Annotated in this window: 20 protein-coding genes; 12 read left to right on the plus strand and 8 right to left on the minus strand. The window is 62.8% G+C overall.

From position 1 onward, the window contains the following. Positions 1-39: 39 nt before the first annotated feature. Complete coding sequence (ftrA, locus tag AC5YGJ_RS05585; RefSeq protein WP_496186012.1) at positions 40-1,041, plus strand: transcriptional regulator FtrA; 1,002 nt, start codon at positions 40-42, stop codon at positions 1,039-1,041. Between the two features lie 78 nt (positions 1,042-1,119). After that, positions 1,120-2,364, plus strand: a complete 1,245-nt coding sequence (locus AC5YGJ_RS05590) for a hypothetical protein (protein ID WP_496186013.1) — start codon at positions 1,120-1,122, stop codon at positions 2,362-2,364. A 57-nt stretch (positions 2,365-2,421) separates the two neighbouring features. Here AC5YGJ_RS05590 and AC5YGJ_RS05595 read toward each other — a convergent pair whose 3' ends face one another. Continuing rightward, a complete protein-coding gene (locus AC5YGJ_RS05595) occupies positions 2,422-4,191 on the minus strand; it encodes an oleate hydratase (RefSeq protein ID WP_496186014.1) in 1,770 nt (589 codons plus the stop codon). Between the two features lie 206 nt (positions 4,192-4,397). Between AC5YGJ_RS05595 and AC5YGJ_RS05600 the strand changes: the two genes are divergently transcribed. The 7 genes from AC5YGJ_RS05600 (at position 4,398) to AC5YGJ_RS05630 (ending at position 8,298) form a co-directional block, all read left to right on the plus strand. Continuing rightward, a complete protein-coding gene (locus AC5YGJ_RS05600) occupies positions 4,398-4,853 on the plus strand; it encodes an SRPBCC family protein (RefSeq protein WP_496186015.1) in 456 nt (151 codons plus the stop codon). An 11-nt stretch (positions 4,854-4,864) separates the two neighbouring features. After that, a complete protein-coding gene (locus AC5YGJ_RS05605) occupies positions 4,865-5,179 on the plus strand; it encodes an ArsR/SmtB family transcription factor (protein ID WP_010484635.1) in 315 nt (104 codons plus the stop codon). Positions 5,180-5,181: 2 nt separating this feature from the next. After that, positions 5,182-5,640 (plus strand): SRPBCC family protein, encoded by a 459-nt coding sequence (locus AC5YGJ_RS05610; protein ID WP_049436314.1) that lies wholly within the window; start codon positions 5,182-5,184, stop codon positions 5,638-5,640. 143 nt (positions 5,641-5,783) lie between these two features. Further along, the gene (locus AC5YGJ_RS05615) at positions 5,784-6,203 is read left to right on the plus strand and encodes a helix-turn-helix domain-containing protein (protein WP_496186016.1); all 420 of its coding nucleotides are present in this window, start codon (positions 5,784-5,786) and stop codon (positions 6,201-6,203) included. Further along, positions 6,200-7,066, plus strand: coding sequence for an alpha/beta fold hydrolase (locus tag AC5YGJ_RS05620; RefSeq protein ID WP_496186017.1), 867 nt, complete (start codon positions 6,200-6,202; stop codon positions 7,064-7,066). The genes AC5YGJ_RS05615 and AC5YGJ_RS05620 overlap by 4 nt, the downstream gene beginning before the upstream one ends. After that, positions 7,059-7,436, plus strand: a complete 378-nt coding sequence (locus AC5YGJ_RS05625; RefSeq protein ID WP_496186018.1) for a DUF4180 domain-containing protein — start codon at positions 7,059-7,061, stop codon at positions 7,434-7,436. The genes AC5YGJ_RS05620 and AC5YGJ_RS05625 overlap by 8 nt, the downstream gene beginning before the upstream one ends. Before the next feature lie 97 nt (positions 7,437-7,533). Then, positions 7,534-8,298, plus strand: a complete 765-nt coding sequence (locus AC5YGJ_RS05630) for a COG4705 family protein (RefSeq protein WP_496186019.1) — start codon at positions 7,534-7,536, stop codon at positions 8,296-8,298. Here the strand turns inward: AC5YGJ_RS05630 and AC5YGJ_RS05635 are convergent. Then, on the minus strand, positions 8,295-9,077 hold the full coding sequence (locus AC5YGJ_RS05635; protein WP_496186020.1) for a 3-hydroxybutyrate dehydrogenase: 783 nt from the start codon (positions 9,075-9,077) through the stop codon (positions 8,295-8,297). The genes AC5YGJ_RS05630 and AC5YGJ_RS05635 overlap by 4 nt on opposite strands. A gap of 127 nt (positions 9,078-9,204) precedes the next feature. On the opposite strand from AC5YGJ_RS05635, the gene AC5YGJ_RS05640 reads away from it, so the two are divergent. After that, positions 9,205-10,581, plus strand: coding sequence for a M1 aminopeptidase family protein (locus AC5YGJ_RS05640; RefSeq protein ID WP_496186021.1), 1,377 nt, complete (start codon positions 9,205-9,207; stop codon positions 10,579-10,581). 127 nt (positions 10,582-10,708) lie between these two features. Here AC5YGJ_RS05640 and AC5YGJ_RS05645 read toward each other — a convergent pair whose 3' ends face one another. The 3 genes from AC5YGJ_RS05645 to AC5YGJ_RS05655 all read right to left on the minus strand — a co-directional run bounded on the left by AC5YGJ_RS05645 (position 10,709) and on the right by AC5YGJ_RS05655 (position 12,949). Then, positions 10,709-11,188 carry a hypothetical protein gene (locus AC5YGJ_RS05645; protein WP_496186022.1) on the minus strand — a complete coding sequence of 160 codons (480 nt, stop codon included), beginning with the start codon at positions 11,186-11,188 and terminating at the stop codon, positions 10,709-10,711. An 85-nt stretch (positions 11,189-11,273) separates the two neighbouring features. Next, entirely contained in the window at positions 11,274-12,011 is a 738-nt protein-coding gene (locus AC5YGJ_RS05650; RefSeq protein WP_496186023.1) for a hypothetical protein, read from the minus strand. Positions 12,012-12,109: 98 nt separating this feature from the next. Beyond that, on the minus strand, positions 12,110-12,949 hold the full coding sequence (locus AC5YGJ_RS05655) for a type 1 glutamine amidotransferase domain-containing protein (protein ID WP_496186024.1): 840 nt from the start codon (positions 12,947-12,949) through the stop codon (positions 12,110-12,112). A 97-nt stretch (positions 12,950-13,046) separates the two neighbouring features. On the opposite strand from AC5YGJ_RS05655, the gene AC5YGJ_RS05660 reads away from it, so the two are divergent. Together AC5YGJ_RS05660 and AC5YGJ_RS05665 are read left to right on the plus strand one after the other, a co-directional pair. Further along, the gene (locus tag AC5YGJ_RS05660) at positions 13,047-13,970 is read left to right on the plus strand and encodes a LysR family transcriptional regulator (protein WP_496186025.1); all 924 of its coding nucleotides are present in this window, start codon (positions 13,047-13,049) and stop codon (positions 13,968-13,970) included. 554 nt (positions 13,971-14,524) lie between these two features. Then, a complete protein-coding gene (locus AC5YGJ_RS05665; RefSeq protein ID WP_496186026.1) occupies positions 14,525-14,881 on the plus strand; it encodes a hypothetical protein in 357 nt (118 codons plus the stop codon). Between the two features lie 266 nt (positions 14,882-15,147). Here AC5YGJ_RS05665 and AC5YGJ_RS05670 read toward each other — a convergent pair whose 3' ends face one another. From AC5YGJ_RS05670 to AC5YGJ_RS05680, 3 genes are all read right to left on the minus strand, one after another. After that, entirely contained in the window at positions 15,148-15,711 is a 564-nt protein-coding gene (locus AC5YGJ_RS05670) for a hypothetical protein (protein WP_496186027.1), read from the minus strand. Positions 15,712-15,930: 219 nt separating this feature from the next. Then, positions 15,931-17,880, minus strand: a complete 1,950-nt coding sequence (locus AC5YGJ_RS05675; RefSeq protein ID WP_496186028.1) for a UvrD-helicase domain-containing protein — start codon at positions 17,878-17,880, stop codon at positions 15,931-15,933. After that, on the minus strand, positions 17,877-20,186 hold the full coding sequence (locus tag AC5YGJ_RS05680; protein ID WP_496186029.1) for an AAA family ATPase: 2,310 nt from the start codon (positions 20,184-20,186) through the stop codon (positions 17,877-17,879). Before AC5YGJ_RS05680 ends, AC5YGJ_RS05675 begins: the two co-directional genes overlap by 4 nt. Positions 20,187-20,389: the final 203 nt, after the last annotated feature.

The following is a 20,389-nucleotide window of genomic DNA, read 5'->3' on the forward strand; positions in this document are numbered from 1 at the left end:
CCACTGCGCGCGGTGCACCGCCGCCCGTAGCATCAATCCATGACCAGCCCATCCGCCGATCCCGCCGCGCCGCTCGTCGCCATCGTCGCCTGCAACGGCCAGGGGCTGTTCGAGTTCGGCTGTGCGGTCGGCCTGTTCGCACCCGTGCGGCCGGAACTCGGCGTGGCCTGGTACCGCACCCAGCTCTGCGCAGGTGAGCCCGGCGCATTGCGCATGCTCGGCGGCACGCAGGTACAACTGCCCTACGCGCTCGATGCCCTCGAAGACGCCGACATCATCGTCATCCCCGGCTGGCGCGAACCCAGCGAGCGTCCGCCGCAGGCGCTGCTCGATGCCCTCATCCGCGCCCACGCACGTGGCGCGCGCATTGCTTCAATCTGCTCCGGTGCCTTCGTGCTGGCCTGGGCCGGCCTGCTCGATGGCCGCCAGGCCACCACCCACTGGCGCCTCACCGAAGCGCTGGCGCATGCGTTCCCGCGCATCGATGTGCGCGAGGATGTGCTGTATGTGGATTCCGGCAGCATCATCACCTCGGCCGGCTCGGCCACCGGCATGGACATGATGCTGCACATGGTGCGCAAGGATTACGGCGCGCGCGTGGCCAATCTGGTGGCCGAACGGCTGGTGCTGGCACCGTGGCGTGATGCCGGCCGCAGCCAACGCGTCAGCCGGGCCATCCCCAATGGCGAGCCCACGCGGTTGGCGAAGCTGATGGAGTGGATGCGCCGCAACCTGCGCGAGCCACATTCGCTTGGCAGCCTCGCCGAGCAGGCCGCGCTCAGCCAACGCACCCTGCAGCGGCAGTTCCTGGAAGCCACCGGCCTGTCGCCCATCGATTGGCTGATCCGCGAGCGCGTGGCCTACGCCCGCGAACTGCTGGAAACCACCGACCGTCCGCTGCAGTGGATCGCCGAGCAGGCCGGCTTCGGTTCGCAGGAATCGTTCCGCCGCCATTTCCGCAGCCAGGCCGAGGCCAGCCCAACCGAATACCGCAGCCAGCATCGCAATGGCATCGGTGCCGACCGCCTGGTCGGCTGCTGAGTCCCCTCTTCCCGACTTTCCACGCCGTCATCACCGCTGCAAGATAGGGGCACGCCCCACACTGCCGATGGAACGGTGATGACTGACAACCTCTACCGGAACTACCGCGTTGGCATCGGCGTGTCGCTGCTGCTGGCCGCGCTCATCGCCACGCTCTCGCTCATTGCGGTAGCCACTCCCAACCTGGGCTGGGGCGTGGTGGCGCTGGCCACCGTCGCGATCTGGGTCGGCCTCCCGTTGCTGCTGGTCCTGCTGCTGGCTTGGCTGCGCTACATGGTGCAGCGGCGCGGGCGCGTGCCCGGTCGCATACACGCGTTGATGTTCGTGCCGACCGCCGCAGCCATGCTCATCATTCCGCTGTGGCATTCCCTGCAGGGCAGTTGGGCCAACTTTGCCGGCGGCTCGCGTGCCTCCATTGCAGAACTGCACGTCAACCTCAGCGGACAGCCGCTTTGGCTGGACACCTCGCCGCATGCGTCCGCCGGCTCCGGTGCGGGTCCGGACCTGCCCATGCAAGGCGACGCGCCGGAACGCTTCATGGCCTTCCACCGCTATCCGAACGCACAGTCCGATGCAGACGGAGCGTTCCCATATGAGGACGGGCACCTGAAGCGCTCTGTCGGCCACTATCGCTACGCCACACCCTCTGGAGATCGTGCCGTCACCGATGTGCCGCTGGTACGCCAGCCCTATCCGGACACCGCCCCCTTCAATGTCGGATGGCGCCGCGCAGGTGCGCCGGAGCTCGTGCACCTGTACTACCACTACAGCGATCATGTGGAGGTCGCGCCCACGCTCGCTCGCCTCAGTGGCTTCGCTGCCGACGATCTGGAACGCAGCCGCTTCGAAGGCCTGGTGCTGTTCAAGATCCACAACTACGGCGGTGCACCGATCGTGCGGTTGGAGGTCAATGGCACCGCACTGGACATCGGTGACACGGCCATCGCGAGCATCCCAGCCGTGCCCGCGGATTGCACGGCCTACGGCTACCCCCTCGGCGCCGCATTGTTGTCGCTGGACACCCCCCTGCAGGTGCGCTGGCAAACCGTCGATGCACCGACGCGTTGGCACAGCGCGCGCGTGCAGGTGCCTGCGTTCCGGCAGCCGCTGCCCCTGCAGGGGCAATCCACGTTGCAGCGCGTCCTGCTGTACGTATTGCCCGACAGCACGCTGGCCGCCGAACGCTACGCCGAGGTATTTGATGGCGACACACTGCGCGGCATCAAGGCCACCGGCCTGCCACCCAGTGCTGCCACCCATGCGGTGTGTGGCAGCGCCCGCGCGAGCTACCGCGAAGGTGCGGACACTGTGCTGGCCGACTGATCCGCGGGGCACGCGCGCTCAGCCTTGGTGTCATCTCTCCGTCGCTACGCTCGCCGATCAGTCCTCCTGTACCAGCTTGAACTCGCGCAGCAACCCACCGATCTGGGTCTTGTCCAGCTTGTTCATCAGAAGGTTGCGCAGGAAGGCCGGCCCGGGAATATCCAGTTCCTTGCCATCGCGCAGCCGTCCGGTCGCGGCCAGCAGCGAGCGCACGTCATAGGTGGAATTGAACACCTCCGGCACACCGCGCTCGATATCCAGCAGCGTGTACACCGCTTCCATCGGCGTGCGCACCGAGTACTCGGTGGTGAAGATGCAGTCGCGCTGCTTTGATTCGGCGAACTGGCCGATGAAGGCGAAGTTCACCGCACCGTCCGGCACCACATCCGGGCGGTCACCGGCCTGGCGCGGCATGAAGAACGCGGTGATGTACGGCATCATCACCGGCACCGTCTTCGCACCGGTCGCGGCCAGCACGTCGATTTCTTCCACCGGCACGCCCAGGTGGTACAGCCACTCGCGGGTGATCTCCTCACCGGTACAGTCCTGCATCGGCTTCTTCACGTAATCGCCGGGCGTATCCACAAACAGCGAATACACCCAGACAACGATCTGGTCCTTCGGCTGGTTCTTGAAATGCGGCTGGCGGTTCACCGTCCAGCTCATCAGCCAGCGCGAGTCGCGCACGCTGACAATGCCGCCGGTGACCACCTTTCCGCTGAACGGATCGCGCTTGGCGATCTTCTGGATGTAAGCCGGAATGCGCGCATCCAGCGTGGTCACCGTCGCCGACTCCCACTTGGTTTCCGGTATGTGCGCGCCGAACACATCCGGGCGCCCGAACGCCGCATCCTTCTCGGCGATGCGTCGCCACAGGTCCCAGGCCGGCGCCGGGCCTTCATTCAAGCGCGCTGCGGTGTGGTGGTCGCCGTTGTCCGAGTTCTCGGTCAGCGAACCGATGGTCATGAACAGCAGATCGTCCGCGCCCAGATCCACCCCACCGGCCACACCATCACGCAGCCAATGGATGCGCGTGGCCTGCTTGCGGTCCGGCTGAAGATCGAAGTCGACGTCGGTCACCTCGGTGCCGTACTGGAACACCACGCCCTGGTCCTGCAGCCACTTCACCAGCGGCAGCACCAGCGATTCGTACTGGTTGTACTTGGTGAACTTCAGCGCCGAGAAGTCCGGCAGCCCGCCGATATGGTGGATGAAGCGATGCAGGTACAGCTTCATCTCCAGCGCCGAGTGCCACTCCTCGAACGCAAACATGGTGCGCCAGTACAGCCAGAAGTTGCTGTCCAGGAAATCACGGCCCAGCACTTCGTTGATGCGCTTGTTCTCCATCTCCTGCCGGGTGGCCAGGAACAGCGTGATGATGTCCTTCTGCGCTTGCTCGGTCAGGGTGAACAGACCGTCGGTGTGCGCATCCTCGCCGCGATTGATGGTGGCGCGCTGCAGCGAGTAGTTCGGGTCGTCCTTGTTCAACCAGTAGAACTCGTCCAGCACGCTGGCATCGTCCATCTCCAGCGAGGGAATCGAGCGGAACAGATCCCACAGGCACTCGAAATGGTTCTCCATTTCGCGGCCACCGCGGATCACGAAACCCTTCTCCGGCACCTTCAGGCCATCCAGCGCGCCGCCGGCAATCTGCTGCTGCTCAAGGATCGTGATGCGTTCACCAGCCATGCGCCCGTCGCGCACCAGGAACGCCGCACCGGCCAGCGAAGCCAGCCCCGAGCCGACAAACCAGGCGCTCTTGCCATCCACACCGGCCGGCTTGCGCGGGCGCGCGAAGGCTTCGTAGTTGCCACTGCTGTAGTACATGCACTGCTCCTTCCTGGAGGGGGTCCACCCCACTCTAGCGCCGAACCCGTGTCCCTCATGCTTCAGTCCGCCTGCGACCCAGTGACGCAGTAGTGCCAGGCCATGCCTGGCAAGTCCCTCCAAACGACCAGATTTGACATGCAGGCATTTGCCTGCATATAGTCCACTCGACGGCGGCACCTGCCCGCCCACGCGAGGAACCTCCAATGGTGGATATCGCACATCGGGTCGGCATCAAGGCCCCTGCAAGACAGGTGTACCAGGCCCTGGCGACCCCAGAAGGCGTCGCCGCCTGGTGGGCCGAAGACACCCACGGCGACCGCAACGTCGGCGGCACGGTGAAGGTCCGTTTCACCAACAACGGCCAGGAAATCGGCGCCATGGAAATGCAGCTGGAACAACTGGTTCCTGACGAACTCGTGCTGTGGCAGTTCCTGGCCGGCCCTGCCGAATGGATCGGCACGCATGCGCGTTTCGCACTGAAACAGGAAGGCGACTACTGCATCGTGCTGTTCACCCACGAGGGCTGGAAGGAACGCGTCGAGTTCACCTCCCACTGCAGCACCAAGTGGGCGGTGTTCCTGTTGAGCCTCAAAGCGCTGCTGGAAACCGGCAAGGGCCAGCCCAACCCGCACGACATCAGGATCGACAACTGGAACTGAAGACGCCCCGCATGAATGCAGACAAGGTGTTCAAGGCCTTGGCCGACCCCACGCGCAGAACCCTGCTGGACCTGCTCTGCGCAGACAACGGCCAGACCTTGGGCCAGCTCTGCGAGCACCTGGACATGGCCCGGCAATCGGTCACCCAGCACCTGGGCCTGCTGGAAGACGCCAACCTGATCAGCACCGTGCGCCGTGGCCGCGAGAAGCTGCACTTCATCAACCCGGTGCCGCTGCATGAAGTCTACGAACGCTGGGTACGCAAGTTCGAGCAGCAGCGCCTGAGCCTGCTGCATGACCTGAAACGCGAACTGGAAGGAGAATGACGATGTCCGCAGAGACCACCCGCTTCATCCACGTGATCTACATCGCCTCCACACCGCAGAAGGTGTTCGAGGCCATCACCCGCCCCGAGATCGCCAGCCGCTACTGGGGCCATGAAAACGTCTCGGACTGGAAGCCCGGCTCGCGCTGGCAGCACGTGCGCGCCAACGAAACGCGCTCGGTCGAGCTGGTCGGCGAAGTGGTGGAAAGCACCCCGCCCTCGCGTCTGGTCATCACCTGGGCCGCCGCCTCGCAGGCCGACAACCCGGATGCCTACAGCCGGGTGACTTTCGAGATCGTGCCATACCAGGACATGGTGCGGCTGACCGTTACCCACGACGAGCTTGAACCCGGCAGTGGCATGGACACCGGCATCCGCCAGGGCTGGCCGATCGTACTGTCAAGCCTGAAGTCGCTGTTGGAAACGGGCAAGGGGTTGGATGTGTTTGCGAAGCCGGCGTAGTCGTCGGGAGGGTTGGCCCTCGCGAGCGGCACAGGGGGGGGAGGAGAGCCCCCCCCTTGTCGCCGCCTCTGCAAAACGCCAAATCGCCCCCAATAATTGTATTTCATGGAACAATAGGGAACACATGGTTCTCGAGTTCCGATATGTCCCCCGCGTTGCTAACCGTCGATCAGGCTGCCCAGCAGCTCAGCCTGCACCCCAAAACCGTCCTGCGGCATATCCGTAGCGGCCAACTGCGCGCGACACGCATCGGCAAGTCCTATCGCATCACCGTTGAAGACCTCGACATGTTCACCGGCACCGTGCGTGAGCCCTCCGCTGCGCGCCCACAGCTCACCACCATGGTGGACATTCCCGGATGCGGTGCGACACGTGCCGCCGACCTGGCCCGTGCCCTGCATGCGCGCGTCACCGGCCGCGAGGCCGACGATGAGCCGCTGCGCATGGAGACGATCTATTCGCCTGAGCACGATGTGCTCAAGCTGATCGTGATCGGTGGCCTGGCAGGTTCCACGGCGCTGCTGGTCAGCCTGCAGCGTCTGCTGCAGGACCGCAGCGCATGAAGCGGCAGCGCCCCGGCATTCCCACGCAGCACGTACTTGCCGCCTACCGCCAGGTGCTTTCGGACTGGCCGGGACCACACGAATCGCACCATCTCGCCACCCGTGCCGGTTCCACATTTGTGGTCAGCTGCGGCCCGGAACACGGCCCTGCCCTGGTGCTGCTGCATGGCACCCTCAGCAATGCCGCCAGCTGGATGTTCGATGCCGAACGTTGGAGCGAGCACTACCGCGTGCATGCCGTCGACATCATTGGCGAACCGGGCCTCAGCGAAGGCGCGCAACCTGGGCTGGACAGCGATACGCATGCGCAATGGCTGGATGATGTCCTCGACGCACTTGGCGTGGAAAGTGCAGCATTCGTGGGTCTGTCATTCGGCGGTTTCCTGGCACTGGACTACGCGCTGCGAAGGCCTGCCCGGGTCAACGCACTGGTCCTGGTCAGCCCCTCGGGTATCGGGCGCCAGCGTGCATTCCTGCTCAAGGCGCTGCCTCTATTGCTGCTTGGCCGATGGGGACGCGAGCGGCTTCGCCGTGCGGTCATGGGTCCCGCGCCACTACATGCACCTGCACGTGCGCAGCCGCTGCTCGACCTGTTGGCATTGATCCGTGCCGAGGTTCGGCCACGTCCGCTGCGCATTCCCCGCATCAGCGACGAGCGGCTGGCTGCGTTGCATCCGCCGGTAGCTCTTGTCATGGGCGCGCGGGATGCCCTCATCGACACCCCTGCCGCCGCCGAACGCATGAAACGGCTCGTCCCGACGGCGGACGTCACCCTGCTCGCAGACGCCTATCACTACATCCCCGGCCTGCGCGAAGACATCCTCGCCCGGCTGCGTCAACTGCAGAACCTCCAGCATGAATGATTCCATTGAACACATCGGCACCACCCGCCTCCTGCGCATCGCGCCGCAGGGCCCCGCACTCGATGCCAACGGCCTGCGCGATCTGGTCGGCGACGCTCTTGGGCATCAAGCCGAGTGGATCGCCATCCCGGTGCAGCGCCTCTCTCCAGACTTCTTCGTGCTGCGCTCCCGCATGGCCGGTCAGTGGCTGCAGATGCTGGTGAACTACCGCGTGCGCTTCGCCGTGCTGGGCGATGTCAGCGACTACCGCGCCCGGAGTGAATCGCTGGACGCGTGGATCACCGAATGCAACCGAGGCCAGAACGGCTGCTTCGTTGCCGACTGGGATGCCCTGCTGGCCCGCTTGTCGGCCTCGGCCAGCGTAGGCTGAACGCCAGCCCCACGCTCACCCTCACCGAACCCGCTTCCGACTGCACTCCGACGCCGCCCGCCACAGCATCACCGGCAGGCTCCCCGGGCGACGTTCGATGCGTGCTTCAGACACCGATTCCCTGCACAGCAAGGTGGCGGCGGTCACCCTCGGCTTCTGGGTGATGAAGATCGCCGCCACCACCCTCGGCGAGACCGCCGGCGACCTGCTGTCGATGACGCTCAACCTGGGTTACGTGGCCAGCTCGGCCATTCTGCTGACCATCTTCGCCGGCCTGCTGGGCATGCAGTTGTCGGCACGGCGCTTCCATCCTGTGCTGTTCTGGTCGGTGGTGCTGGCCACCAGCACCGCCGGCACGACGATGTCCGACCTGCTCGACCGCACGCTCGGCCTGGGTTACGCCACCGGTGCCAGCCTGCTGGCCGGTTGCCTGGCGCTGGTGCTGCTGGCCTGGCGGCTGTCGGAAAAGTCGATCTCGGTCAGCAACATCGCATCGCGCCGCGCCGAAGGCTTCTACTGGACCGCCGTGTTGGTCTCCAACACGCTCGGCACCGCGCTGGGCGACTTCCTCGCCGACGATTCCGGCCTGGGCTTCACCGGCGGCGCGCTGCTGATCGGCAGCGTCATCGCGCTCACCGCACTGGCCACGCGCATCAAGGGCATCAATCGGGTCATCCTGTTCTGGATCGCCTTCGTGCTCACCCGCCCCTTCGGCGCCACCTTCGGCGACCTACGGACCAAGCCGCTGGAAAAGGGCGGCCTGGGCTTCGGCACCGTGGGCTCGTCGCTAGTGCTGTTCACCATTCTGGTAACGCTGGTGGCGCTGCCGATGCTGCAGCGGCGCACGCAACCGGCACACTAGCGCGCCGTCCAACCCCCATCCACCGGCAGCGCCGTGCCGGTGATCTGCGCTGCGGCGTCCGAGGCCAGAAAGACCACCATCTCGCCCAGCTGCTCGGGCGTCACGAACTGCAACGAGGGCTGCTTCTCGGCCAGCAGGGCACGGGCAGCGGCTTCCTGATCCGTGCCGTCCTTCTGCGCCAACGCGGTGATCTGCTGCTCGACCAGCGCGGTTCGCACCCAGCCCGGGCAGATGGCATTGGCGGTGATGCCGCTGCCTGCATTCTCCAGCGCGGTCACCTTGGTAAACCCGACCACACCATGCTTGGCCGCCACATAGGCCGACTTGTTCACCGAGCCCACCAGCCCATGTACCGACGCGATGTTGATGATGCGGCCAGCGCCCTGCTGCTTCATGTGCGGCAAGGCGGCCGCCGTTGCATGGAACACCGCCGACAGGTTCAGCGCCAGGATCGCATCCCATTTTTCGACCGGGAATTCCTCGATCGATGCGGTGTGCTGGATGCCGGCGTTGTTCACCAGGATGTCGATGCGGCCCATCTTCGCCACGGCGTGGTCGATCAGTCCGCGCACCGCCTCGCCGCGCGACAGGTCCGCGCCGTCATGTGCCACGCGCACCCCGAACTCGGCTTCCAGTCCGGTGCGAATGCGTTCGATCTCCGCCGCGTCGCCGAAGCCGTTCAGCACAACATCGGCGCCCTGCCGCGCCAGCGCCGTGGCGATGCCAAGACCGATACCGCTGGTGGATCCGGTAACCACCGCAACCTTTCCAGAGAACATGGGTGAGCTTCCATCGGGCATAGGCCACCAGTGTAGCCCCGTGCCTCCACGTCACGCGTGGATGCTCCCCCTCGGCAAAAATCCACATTCCCCCTATATTCACCCCAATCCACCCATGGATGGCTCGATGAACCCCCGCAAGGCCCTGCTGCCCGCCGTTGTCGCCGCACTGCTCGCCCCTGCCATCAGCCAGGCCGCCCAGCCCGCGCAGCCAGCCACGCCGCTCACCACCGGCAGCGTGCGGGTGGATATCGCCAGCGGCCGCATGGATGGCGATGTGTGCGTATCCAATGCCCCGCCCAACGCCCAAGCCCACTTCGTGCTCAACGCCGGCCTGAACGTGGCACGGGTCACCGATGGCGAAGGCAAGCCCGTCGGGTTCGATGGCTGGTACGACCCGGGCGTGGATGGCGAAGCGCGCGTCTACACCCTGGCCGAACCCACCACCACGCTCTGCGTGCAGTACGTCGGCGCATTCCCGCTGTACCCGAAGCACGATGCCCTGGGCGATTTCAAAGGCATGATGGCCTTCAACGGCGACAGCGCCCGTTTCACCGAGCAGTCCGCGTGGCTGCCGCAGGCGTTCGATCCCAAGGCCCGCGTGCGCAGCAGCCAAAGCCGCTACGATCTGCAGGTGGACTGCGCCGGCTGCCGCTTCCTGTACCTCAACGGCAGCCCGGCCATCGAAGGCGCGCAGGGCCGGTTCCGCAGCGACAACGCGCGACCGGTCTTGCTGTTCGGCGGCAGCGGCCCGATCACCCGCACCGCGCAGGTCACCATCCTCAATGAGACCCTGCCCGCGGCAAAGGTCGATGCACTGTCCAGCACCGTGCAGAAAGTGGCCGACGTGCACAGCCGCTACATGGGCGTGCCGCTGGCCGACCGCCCCACCTTCCTGCGCATGGTCACGCTCAACCAGATCGAGCGCGACCGCGAAGGCAGCGAATGGGGCTTTGCCACCTGGCCGACCATCGCCATGAGCGGCAGCATCGGCAACGTGGCCGATTCTCTGCTGGCCGGTGGCGAAAAGGCCGACCGCCGCGTGCAGTACATCGCGCACGAAATGGGCCACTACTACTTCGGCACACTGAACCGTCCGCAGGGGCCGTACTTCTGGGTGCTGCTGGAATCCAGCGCCGAGTTCCTGTCGATCAAAGCCCTGCGCGAGATCAGTGGCGATGCGGCGGCCGACCGCTATGTTGCCGGGTTGCAGGCGGCCCTCGACAAGCAGAGCACGCCGCTGCCGGCATTCGATGCCATCGATGGCAGCGCGGACCTGGGTGAGATCTATCGCTACGTCTATGGCCCATTGTTGCTGCTCTCGCTGGAAAAGCAGGTGGGTGAGGCGAAGATGCAGGCCTTCATGCGCGGGCTGCTGGCCGCGCCCTCCCCCACGAACTGGAAGGAGCTGCAGGCCATCGCAGTGAAGGCCGGCATCGATGCCAAGACCTGGGAGCATTGGCGGGCAAACTGTGTGGCTGGTGGCAGGCAGAGATGCCAGTAGATGCACGCCATGCGTGGATTCACTGCCTCAACGTCCGCATATCTGAATCATCCAGCACTGTGTCCAAGGCAACCCGCCCTCCTAGCCCCTCTATTTGCCAATCAGCGCCGCTGATATCGCCGCACAATCAGAAGAACAGACCCGCTCGCTCAACGGTCGCCAGCGGATTGGCCTTCCGCACCGCCTCCAGGAACAGCAGGAAGTCGCGGTTGAACAGCGTCAGGTTGTTGGTAAACGTCACGCACTTTCTGCCCGATGCCTTGCTGAAGCACACCTGCCAGACATACCGCCCGTAGATCCTGTCGGACGTTCGTGTGACTGAGGTGATCTGCGAAAGCGGAACCGCCGTGGGTACCGGGCCCCGCCGCAGGTAGAAGGATTCTGTATCAAAGAAATAGTGCTCGCGATCCTCTTTGTCATCCACCATCACCAAGGTCATGGATGTACCGGAGATCCGGCGAGGAGGATCCAAACGCAGCCCCGATTTCACGGGCGAGCGAGCAGTTGCCGACATTCGCCGAACGGTAAACCAGAGGATCACCAACGGAAGTGCGGCAAGGACAATGAAACCTACGGTCTTCAAAACAGTTTCCAGCGTGCTGGGCACACAGATCTCCAGGATGAACGTTCAGGCACTTGCAAGGCCCGACTAGATCCACGCCACGCGTGGATGCTCTGGCCTCACCGCCCCATCACTTCCAATGATCCGGCCCCAAAAACGGCAGGCTCAACACAAACACCGGCACCGCCACCGGGATCAACGCCGCGCCCAGCACCTTCCCGGCCGCCGTCCCAACACCCGGCTCGTCCGGATCGTCCGGCCGGATCCGCTCGGCCCGCGCGGTGATCGACGGCGCCAGCTTCGCCTTCGCCGCGAGCACCGCAGCGTCCGGCAACGTCACCCGCTCGCCATCACTCTCGAACAGCGCGCTGTAGTAGCTACCACCTTGCCTGGAAAGATTGCAGTCCGGGTTGGCCGCCAGCTCGTAGCGGCTCCGGGCTTCAAGGATGTAAGGCTGGCGCGTCAACGCAGCGATGGCCTTGGCCACCCGCGGGCTGATCTCCAACCGCTCCAGCTTGAACTGCGCCGCCTGTTCCGGCGTCACCTGCTCCGGCCGCAGCAGCAGCGCGTAGCTGCCATGCACCTTGGCCCTGTCGGCCGGCACGCGCCAGTCCTCACGGAAGTACATCTGCGCGCAGACCACGGCCTCGCGCAGCGGGCTGTCCATCAAGGCGCGGTAATCGCGGAACGGCGCGCCATCGAAGCGCATCGGCTCGTCATACACCGGCAGCAGGTACAGCTTGCCGTCGTCGGCCACGAACGCGCCGGTAATCTCGCGATTGGAATGGTGGTAGTCCGGCCCACTGGCGCAGCCAGACAGCAGACCAAGGCACAGTGCGGAGAGAATGAAGAAGATGGACGTTCGCATGTCGTGTTGAATGGCTTCCCTGGAAAACCGGCCTCACCCATGAGGACGAGGCCAGTCCGCCATGGTGCCACGGCACCGCACGCGATGCAGAACCCGGCTTACTTCAACCGCTCCACCAACCGCTGCCCCACTTCCAACGCCGAAGCCGGGTTCTGCCCGGTAATCAGCTCGCGGTCCACCACCACATGCCCCGTCCACGGGGTGGTGTTGCTGCTGAACTTCGCACCCGCTCGCTGCAGCGCGGTCTGCGGGTAGAACTTCATCTCACCGCCGCCCAGCATCGGCTTGGCCTGCTCTTCTTCCTGGTTGCTGATCACCGTCATCTGGTAGCCGCTGTAGATCCACTTCGGCGTGGCCGGCATCGCACCCACCTCCAACTTCGCCACGAACCCACCCGCATCCGGCAGCGTGGACAGCAGCGCGATCGGCCCGTGGCAGACCAGCGCGGTGGTCTTGTTGCGCTGGTGGAAGTCGGCCAGCAGCCGGCCCAGCGCCGGGCTCTTCAGCAGGTCCTGCATGGGCGCGTGGCCACCGGGAATGTAGACCGCATCGAAGTGCGCGTAGCCCTGCTGCTCGACGCGCGCCAGGCTGACCACCGGCGAGGCCGTCGGCGAGGTCAGCGCCAGCTTCTCCAGCAGGTCCTTGTGCAGTTTCAACTGCGCGGCATCGTTGCCGAAGTACGCCGGCGTCACCGAGGACGCATCCACCGTCGGCACCCGCCCCTGCGGCGTGGCGAAAGTCACCTCGTGGCCCGCGTCCAGCAGCAGTTTGACCGGCTGCATCAGCTCGTTGAGATAGAAGCCGGTGGACAGCACCTTGCCGTCCTTCAGGTCTAGGTGGTTTTCGTCGGACAGCACCACCAGCACGTTGGCGGCCTGCGCGCCGGTCGCGGCCAGGGTCAGGGCCAGCGCAGCGGCCAGCCGGGTCATCAGGTTCATGGGGTAGCTCCTATCGGGGAATGGCCGCCACTTTATTCATCGCTCCAACGGCGATAAATTGGGCCCATCGCAAAACATCTGTTCCCCGGAGAGCCAAATGAGCCGCAAGTTCGACTACCTGGGCGATGTGGAGGTGTTCCTGGCGGTGGTCGAGCACGGCTCGTTCACGGCGGGCGCGGTGGCGCTGTCCACCACGCCCTCGGTGCTGAGCCGCGCGGTCACCCGCCTGGAAGCGCGGCTGGGACGACAGCTGCTGCAGCGGACCACCCGCCGCGTGGGCCTGACCGACGCCGGGCGGCTCTATCTGGAACAGGTGCGCACGGCCTTTGGCCTGCTGGATGACGCCGAGCGCGACGTACTGGCCCAGGACGGCGCGCTGGCCGGCCGCGTGCGCCTGAGCGTGCCCACCACCTATGGCCACTACCGGCTGCCGCCCGTGCTGGCGCGCTTTGCGCAGCAGTACCCGCAGGTGCAGCTGGAACTGAACATCACCAACCGCAACGTGGACCTGGTGGCCGAAGGCTTCGATCTGGCCATCCGTCTGGGCCAGCTGCCGGACAGCGGGCTGGTGGGGCGGAAGCTGGAAGACGCGCCACTGCTGCTGGTGGCCGCGCCTGACTACCTGCAACGCCGTGGCACGCCGCAGACGCTGGACGACCTGCAGCAGCACCTGTGCCTGCCCTTCGTGATGCCGCGTACCGGGCGGCTGGCGCCGTGGACCTTCCGCGACGACGGGCGCGACGTGGACTGGCTGCCGCGTTCGTCCATCGAGACTTCCGACGATGTGCTGGGTGTGGTGTCGCTGGCCGAACAGGGCATCGGCATCTGCCAAAGCTATGAGTTCATCGTGCGCGAGCGGTTGCAGCGTGGGCAGCTGGTGGAGGTTCTGCCGCAGCTGAGGGGACGATCGCGGCCGTTCTCGGTGATCTACGCGCCGCATCGGCGGCAGTCGGCTGCGGCGCGGGCGATGATTGAGCTGTTGGTGGGGAATGCAGCTGGGTCGGGGGATGGTGCTGGTTGAGGCTGGGGTGCTCGCTGGCGGTGTCGTGTTTGAACCGCTTCTCGGGGCCTGCGACTGATTGGGCGCTGTTGCCTGCCGAGGCGAACTAAGAACTGTTGTAAAGAAGGCCGTCGCGCTATTCGCTTGTGGTGCAGGCGATTGCGTCATTTCTAATCGCAATCAACAGCGCAGCTGCACGAATGCGTCTGGCAGTGTCGCGTGTTGCACAAATGGTGCGTGCCACAATAGTTCTTCGCTCTCGAATTCCGCGATTCCTTCGCGAATTTCTATTGGCATTCGGAGCGGCGGCGTAAACACCATGGCGCGCCACCGACAAGGGGTGGCCGGGTCTGCAAACCCGCATTGATGTACGCGTCTGTAGTTTGCGCTTGCCCGTCGGCACCGTCCTTAACCGGTGCCGGCGGGCAATCCGTCGGCCTCTCTGGCGGGCGGTGCGTGGGGGTCTTCGGGCCCACCGGTTCTATGACGCTACATCATCCCGGTTTGCAGCCACGCATCGTCCGCCACCCGCTCACGCGGTGGCGCTGTTGAGCACAGCCAAGGAAACCGACGCCATGAACGAATCCGACACCTTCTCTTCGTACACCGTTGTTGAGCCCATCAACGACGACGCTTCCCTGCCCGACCTGAACTACCTCCTCGGCATCCTCAAGCGCATGCGCGGCTGCGAAGGAGCCGATGGGCATCCCTGGCCAGAAACCGATGTATCACCCGGCCGCCGCGTGAGCCTGGCCAGGAGCGAGCGCGCAATGGTTGGAGCGCTGACCGTGCTGGAGCTGCTACACGCGGCAGACCGCTGCCGGGTGGCAGCGGACCCGGAGCGACATCTGGATGAGGGGGTTGTGGATGGGCTGTTCCTGGCTTGCCGGGGGCTGGTTGAGTGGGCTTGTCATGAGGTAAGGCCGGAGTGATTGAGCCCAAGCGAGCACGGCAAATTTGATAGGGCGAGGCATCGGCCAACGCCCGCTTTCCGCCAGAAGCGGACACTTGGCGAAAGGCGTCTAACGGAGCATTTACTATGTGCCGGGCACCGCATCATACTTTTGATCTCCCAAGCCACAGAGTCGTTGTCACTGGGCATACTTGGGTAGGAAGCTAGGGTGCGAATACGGAATGCCTTGGGCCAACGGAAGTCACAGGAAGGCATCCTCGGACTTCTTGCAGCGGGCAGCATGAGCTATTCCTCTGAAAACTCTGACTCAGCAGGATCCACTGCGGTGCAATTTAGTTGGCGCTCCAACTCGCGGAGTCGATGCTGACCGTTCTCAGCGGAATCCAAGAAGACTCGAACAACATGCGGGTCCTTCAGGTGCTCCCTAATGACTGATGCGAACATTGACTTGCGAGCAAGGTGCAGGTCCTGCGCGTCCTCGATAAATGCTGCATTCCAATTAATAGATGTTCGATTCGGAAACTGCCCCGGCTGCCCAGCAGCCGTGGTCGCCATAATCTGATTGTATAGCGACGCCAGATAGCCCCACTGAGCGGCGAACCTGGTATAGAAAGCTGCATATGTACCCGCAAAAACTGCGCCAAACCATGGGATCATCTGACCAAGCTCGACCTTGAGCTCAGACGCGGAGAACGCAAGCTCGGTGTCTTTTGCAAGGTATGACTTGATCGGAAGAACAATGACACAAATCAGCACTGTCACCCAAAGTGAGCGCAACAGCACTGCAGTCCCACCATTCTCTCTATTACTAAGAATGAACTCGCCTGAAAGAAAACCAACTGTAGACATGATCTAGCCCCCCCAAGCTCCAATAGACCAAAGATTGGAAACCGGTCAGCTCTACCTTAGCGCTTACCAGCTGAAACCCCAAGCACAGTCGGCCAAGAGCAGCCATTCCACTTAAGCAAGCCAATCGCAGAAGACGCCAGAGCGACACGTGCACGCACTGATTGGATGTCTCGACAAGGAATCAGTTTCAACAAGTAGCCAATGCGATCGAGCAACGAGCTACTGAATCGCCGCAAACTCACCGTCCGAGAACCAATTGCCATCCCTTATTCTGTTTAGCGCAGACGCCGGGTCAGAGGACCAAAGCACAAGGGCTAGCGATTCTTGAGCCCGGCTGCAGGTCATATACAGCAGTCGCAATGTGCGGTCAATGGTGGTCTCCTTTCCCTTCACCACATTCTCCCGGTCCAATTTACTAAGCTGGGCGCCCCCAAAAATCTTGTCGTACGAAATCTGATTGCCGCCGGCCAGCTTATCGTCCATCACAACCATGACGTGAGCGAACTCTGAGCCTTTGACAACTTGGTGAGTGGCAAGCACTGAACTTCCGGCGAGGTAAGTGCGGTACTTCTGCAGCTGACTCCATGGGGTGGCGAACAGCGCACACCAACCGCGACGTATGCGGTCCTTATTGGACTCCTCCTCGCCCCTGGCCGGAGCGGATGGCGCAGGAGACTTGTCGGCAAAGGCCGCTGAAAGACGATGGTCGACCTCGAACAGATTTGCGCCCAATACCGGCGTAAGAACTTGTTCAACAGTGGCGCCAGGGGTCTGACTGGCAGTGGCGAAGATGGAAATGGCTTGAAGTATCTCGCCGGAACGCTTCGCACGCTCGACCTCGTCCTCTGGCATGTTCTCAAGACGACCGAAGCAGCGAAAGACTTCGGTGGCCTTGAGCTCGTCTATCGCACCATCGGCGCCGACGCAGGCCTCCAACTGCGCGAGCTCATTCAAAAGCATCTGCACAGCAGTGGGCCCCCTATTCTCGCCGCTACCCGTAGGCGCAGCCGAATTTGGGTCGATTAAAACCATTGCACTGTATGCATCGAGAAACGAGCCGCGAGTTGCGACAAGCTTATGCTCCAAAGCAAGCAGCTGATACTGACCGTGACTCCAAGCATCAGAACCGCAGGCTTGCCGCATCTGATCTGCGCACCAGCGCTCGCCGGCAACTTTGTCCTCCGGCGGAAGCGTTGTGTCGCCAACAAAAAGACGGACCACCCCACTAGCCTTCTCAGTTCGCGCATGCTGCATGACACCGTTGGCAGGCTGCGTTCGGCCCTCGATCTCTGCCTCCCAGATTCTGTTGATGAGCGTGACGATTCGACGTTGGCTGCGATGGTTCATTTGCAGCTCTGGCGTCGCCCAGCTCACCGGAACCAGGCTCGGAAGGTCCGAGTGACCGTCGGTATATATGCGCTGACGATGGTCGCCAAGCAGTCCAAGGGTGAGGCCGGAACTCCTCGGCTCCGCGAAGCTCATCAAGGCATCCAGAATTCCCTTCATAGTGTCTTGCGACTCATCGATAAGAATAATGGGGTGGCGATCCATCAAAATAGTTTGCAGCGTAGGTCTGTGCTGCAGCAGCCACGCTGTCGCATCCAACACGTGCTTATGGGCGAGTGCGCCGGCGCCATGCGTCTCGCGGTCCGGGTTGTAGATGAATACATCTGTCAACTGGAATGCGTCAATGTCTGCCTTTATCTCATCCAAGTCCCGTCGCTTTGCTACGGTGATTCCCCTCGGCTTGGCCGCCGCCTCTACAGTTTCCTTTTCGAGCTGAGCTTGCTTGATGGCGACGAGTGCCTCTCGGATGTCATCGTTGAATCCGCTGATGAGCTCCCAGCAGAACGCGTGGATTGTGGAGACACCCACTAGATCGTTTTCCCCAAGCCGCCCATTGATGACAGCGACAGCGTTCTTTGTGTATGTAATCACTCGTATCGAACGGCCATACATTCGCAGTCGTCGAGCCAGCCGCCCACCCTTTTCATGCTCCACTACGCCAGTCATTCGACGCAGCACCTCGACCAAGGTGCGCGTCTTTCCAGACCCCGCGCCGGCAAAGAGGAAGTAGCTGCGAGGCGGCTCCTCAGTGAGATAGCCGCAGATTTCCTCGACAACCCCAGCATCGCGCTCGTTGTTGCCAGAGATGGCAACCGCGCTCATGCCACCGGCTCCTTGCTGGGCTCAAGCTGCGCCTGTAGCCAGGCTAAGGCATCTGCAATGTACTTCGGGCAGGCGACTGGCTCATCAGAAGACAGCTGCTCGAAGATACTTGCGGCAAACTCGCCCTTGTTGAGTGAGCCATGCATTACGGTATGAAGTGCCTTGACCATCTCAGCAATGCTTCCGGCACCTGCCGCTGCTTTTGCCACAGAGCCAAGTGCGCCAGTTGGTGGCTCCACTTCCACGCCATCATTATCAACATTGTCTTCCATGAGGCCCTTGAACCATGGCATGTTCGTAAGAACGAGGGAGTCTTCAAAAGAGCTCGGCCAGCTGCCGTCCGCTTCAGCAACCGGCAGCTGCCAGGCGAATCGCACGAGACCTTCTGCGGTCTCGCTCCATACCAGCTGAGCGTCGGTCGGATTCTTGAAATCATCGAGCTTCTGAAGCTTCGGGTGCCAACCACGGAGCGTCGGGTTGCCGCAGTGGAGGCCGGCTTGACCGGTATTTGCAACCGCGACCAGCCTCTTGGTTGGCTCGCCGTTCTTCTTGGGCTTGCCCTCCTGTTCCTCGCAAGGGTCGACGTCGGTGATGATGACAGTAGGAATCCGCAGCTTCTCGACGAGTGGCTTGAGTCGGTGGGCATGACTCCCTCCAATATCGAGGAAGGACACATATCGACTGTTCAGGTCCTTGAAATCCCGCTCAATGAAGAGAGGGATGAGCATGCGCTCAGCGACGCCCTCCACAAAGATGGCCGCATTGGCGAATAGCAGGTCGGTGTGTTGGACACGGAAGTACCGCTCTGCGAACTGACGTGTCTTCTTATCATCGCCAAAGATCTGCCCAAGATTGACCACTTCCGTCGTTGGCATTGGGCTCGCCGCGCTTTTTGCGATGCGCCGCACATACCGGAGGCGGTCAAAGTCCTCAGCGTGCGCGAGATGGCTCGAGTGGGTGCTGATCAGCAACTGGCTCTTGAGCGCTGAGGCATCTGCCCCAGTCGGGCTTATAAGCTTGTGTGCCTTGTCGGGGAAGATGCGTTGTACTTGGACATGAAGGTGTGCCTCAGGCTCTTCAATCATTACAAGGTGAACGGGCGCGGGGGACCCCCTATCTGGCTTTAGCCTGGCGGCCTTGAATGATACAAGCTGGTAACTGAGGGACTGGAGGTTCTGGTAGCCGAGTCCAATGGAGTGTTCAGGGAGGAGTTCTTCAAGCGACTCCTTCTGCATGCTGTACTGCACCGCAGTTCCATGGTCTAGCAGGTCAGCCGTCTGGATGCGCGTGCGAAAACGAATCTCCTGGGGGTCATGCAGTCCCGGATAGCCAAGTTCCTTCACTTCCTCAACCGAATCAGCGATGGCTTCGTGAATCTTCTTGTCAAGGTCTTTTTGCGCCTCTGCCACCGCTTTGATGAGATCCGCTCGGTGACCATGCCCCGTGCTGGCGACGTTCAAGTGCTGACGGGCGAACTTGAGGAGTTGGTTGGAGAACATGCCAACTCGATGTGGGCCGGAGGCGGACCGCGACTCAGCTTCCTCGCTGCCCAGCCCACGCTGAGCCGCAACAAAGTCGACCCTGATGACCTTTGACAGATGCTTCCGTTCAATGTAATTGGCGTTTTCAGCAAGCGCTTGGCTGACGTAGGTCTTGAAGCCGGTTATCGGATTGTTTTCCGCATCGAGCTTGTACGCCCGAACCTGGCCAAGTTTCGAAGGTTCACGGAGCCAAAAATCCAAAATATCTATTGGCCAAGCCAACGAGTCAGCGCCCATTTCCTTGACGGGTTCGCGCGCCGCGCGGTATGTCCAGGCAAGTTGCTTTAGCTCTTCAATGGTTGACGCCGGTTCCAAGCGAAGCCGGATACCGACCGCACCACCCTTCCAGCTAAACTTGGAAAGGAATGGTGCGACATAGTGATACATGCCCGCCTCGGCATCGAACCAGAGGTCCAACGTTGGCATGGTCGAGAGAAGAGTATGAAGCTGCTGTTTCCACTGTTCCTCGTCATCTGGCATGGTTAAGGGGTCTTCCGCCAAGGCTTCCCATGATTTTCCAAGAGCTCGCAGTATTGGCCATTGCGAGAGGCTGATGTCAAAAGAGCCAAAGGACGAACTTTCCGCGAGGAAGTGACGGAGAGCGGTGAGTACCGAAGTCTTCCCGCTATTGTTCGCTCCGACCAGAATCGTGGTCTTCTTGTCCACGTCCAGCTGAACCTTACCGAGGCGCCTGAACTGGCACAACTCCATAAATCGAAGTGTGATTTCTCCGGAGACCGGAATGATTGGGCCCGCGCCTAGCATTGAGTCACCTTTCAACTGGAACTTAGTGAGGCACTACTATAAAGCAGAAACCTAGGGCACCGAGGGAGGAGGCGCTCATGTTACCAATGGTTGCGAAAGCGATGTAGCAGGTTAGCGTTGACAGCGGCATATCTGCCTGGATGGCGGCGAAGCGCACTTTTTGCTGGCCTGACTGAGTAAGGCATCGCCAACTGCATCGGCTT

Source organism: Stenotrophomonas sp. CS3K5, from assembly GCF_059515225.1.

Excerpts from the sequence above, each read along its gene's own strand:
- AC5YGJ_RS05665 (WP_496186026.1), top strand. The coding sequence starts at position 14,525 with ATGAACGAATCCGACACCTTCTCTTCGTACACCGTTGTTGAGCCCATC.
- AC5YGJ_RS05615 (WP_496186016.1), top strand. The coding sequence starts at position 5,784 with ATGTCCCCCGCGTTGCTAACCGTCGATCAGGCTGCCCAGCAGCTCAGC.
- AC5YGJ_RS05590 (WP_496186013.1), top strand. The coding sequence starts at position 1,120 with ATGACTGACAACCTCTACCGGAACTACCGCGTTGGCATCGGCGTGTCG.
- AC5YGJ_RS05640 (WP_496186021.1), top strand. The coding sequence starts at position 9,205 with ATGAACCCCCGCAAGGCCCTGCTGCCCGCCGTTGTCGCCGCACTGCTC.
- AC5YGJ_RS05660 (WP_496186025.1), top strand. The coding sequence starts at position 13,047 with ATGAGCCGCAAGTTCGACTACCTGGGCGATGTGGAGGTGTTCCTGGCG.
- AC5YGJ_RS05625 (WP_496186018.1), top strand. The coding sequence starts at position 7,059 with ATGAATGATTCCATTGAACACATCGGCACCACCCGCCTCCTGCGCATC.
- AC5YGJ_RS05655 (WP_496186024.1), bottom strand. The coding sequence starts at position 12,949 with ATGAACCTGATGACCCGGCTGGCCGCTGCGCTGGCCCTGACCCTGGCC.
- AC5YGJ_RS05630 (WP_496186019.1), top strand. The coding sequence starts at position 7,534 with ATGCGTGCTTCAGACACCGATTCCCTGCACAGCAAGGTGGCGGCGGTC.
- ftrA (WP_496186012.1), top strand. The coding sequence starts at position 40 with ATGACCAGCCCATCCGCCGATCCCGCCGCGCCGCTCGTCGCCATCGTC.
- AC5YGJ_RS05650 (WP_496186023.1), bottom strand. The coding sequence starts at position 12,011 with ATGCGAACGTCCATCTTCTTCATTCTCTCCGCACTGTGCCTTGGTCTG.
- AC5YGJ_RS05600 (WP_496186015.1), top strand. The coding sequence starts at position 4,398 with ATGGTGGATATCGCACATCGGGTCGGCATCAAGGCCCCTGCAAGACAG.
- AC5YGJ_RS05680 (WP_496186029.1), bottom strand. The coding sequence starts at position 20,186 with ATGCTAGGCGCGGGCCCAATCATTCCGGTCTCCGGAGAAATCACACTT.
- AC5YGJ_RS05675 (WP_496186028.1), bottom strand. The coding sequence starts at position 17,880 with ATGAGCGCGGTTGCCATCTCTGGCAACAACGAGCGCGATGCTGGGGTT.
- AC5YGJ_RS05635 (WP_496186020.1), bottom strand. The coding sequence starts at position 9,077 with ATGTTCTCTGGAAAGGTTGCGGTGGTTACCGGATCCACCAGCGGTATC.
- AC5YGJ_RS05605 (WP_010484635.1), top strand. The coding sequence starts at position 4,865 with ATGAATGCAGACAAGGTGTTCAAGGCCTTGGCCGACCCCACGCGCAGA.
- AC5YGJ_RS05620 (WP_496186017.1), top strand. The coding sequence starts at position 6,200 with ATGAAGCGGCAGCGCCCCGGCATTCCCACGCAGCACGTACTTGCCGCC.
- AC5YGJ_RS05610 (WP_049436314.1), top strand. The coding sequence starts at position 5,182 with ATGTCCGCAGAGACCACCCGCTTCATCCACGTGATCTACATCGCCTCC.
- AC5YGJ_RS05670 (WP_496186027.1), bottom strand. The coding sequence starts at position 15,711 with ATGTCTACAGTTGGTTTTCTTTCAGGCGAGTTCATTCTTAGTAATAGA.
- AC5YGJ_RS05595 (WP_496186014.1), bottom strand. The coding sequence starts at position 4,191 with ATGTACTACAGCAGTGGCAACTACGAAGCCTTCGCGCGCCCGCGCAAG.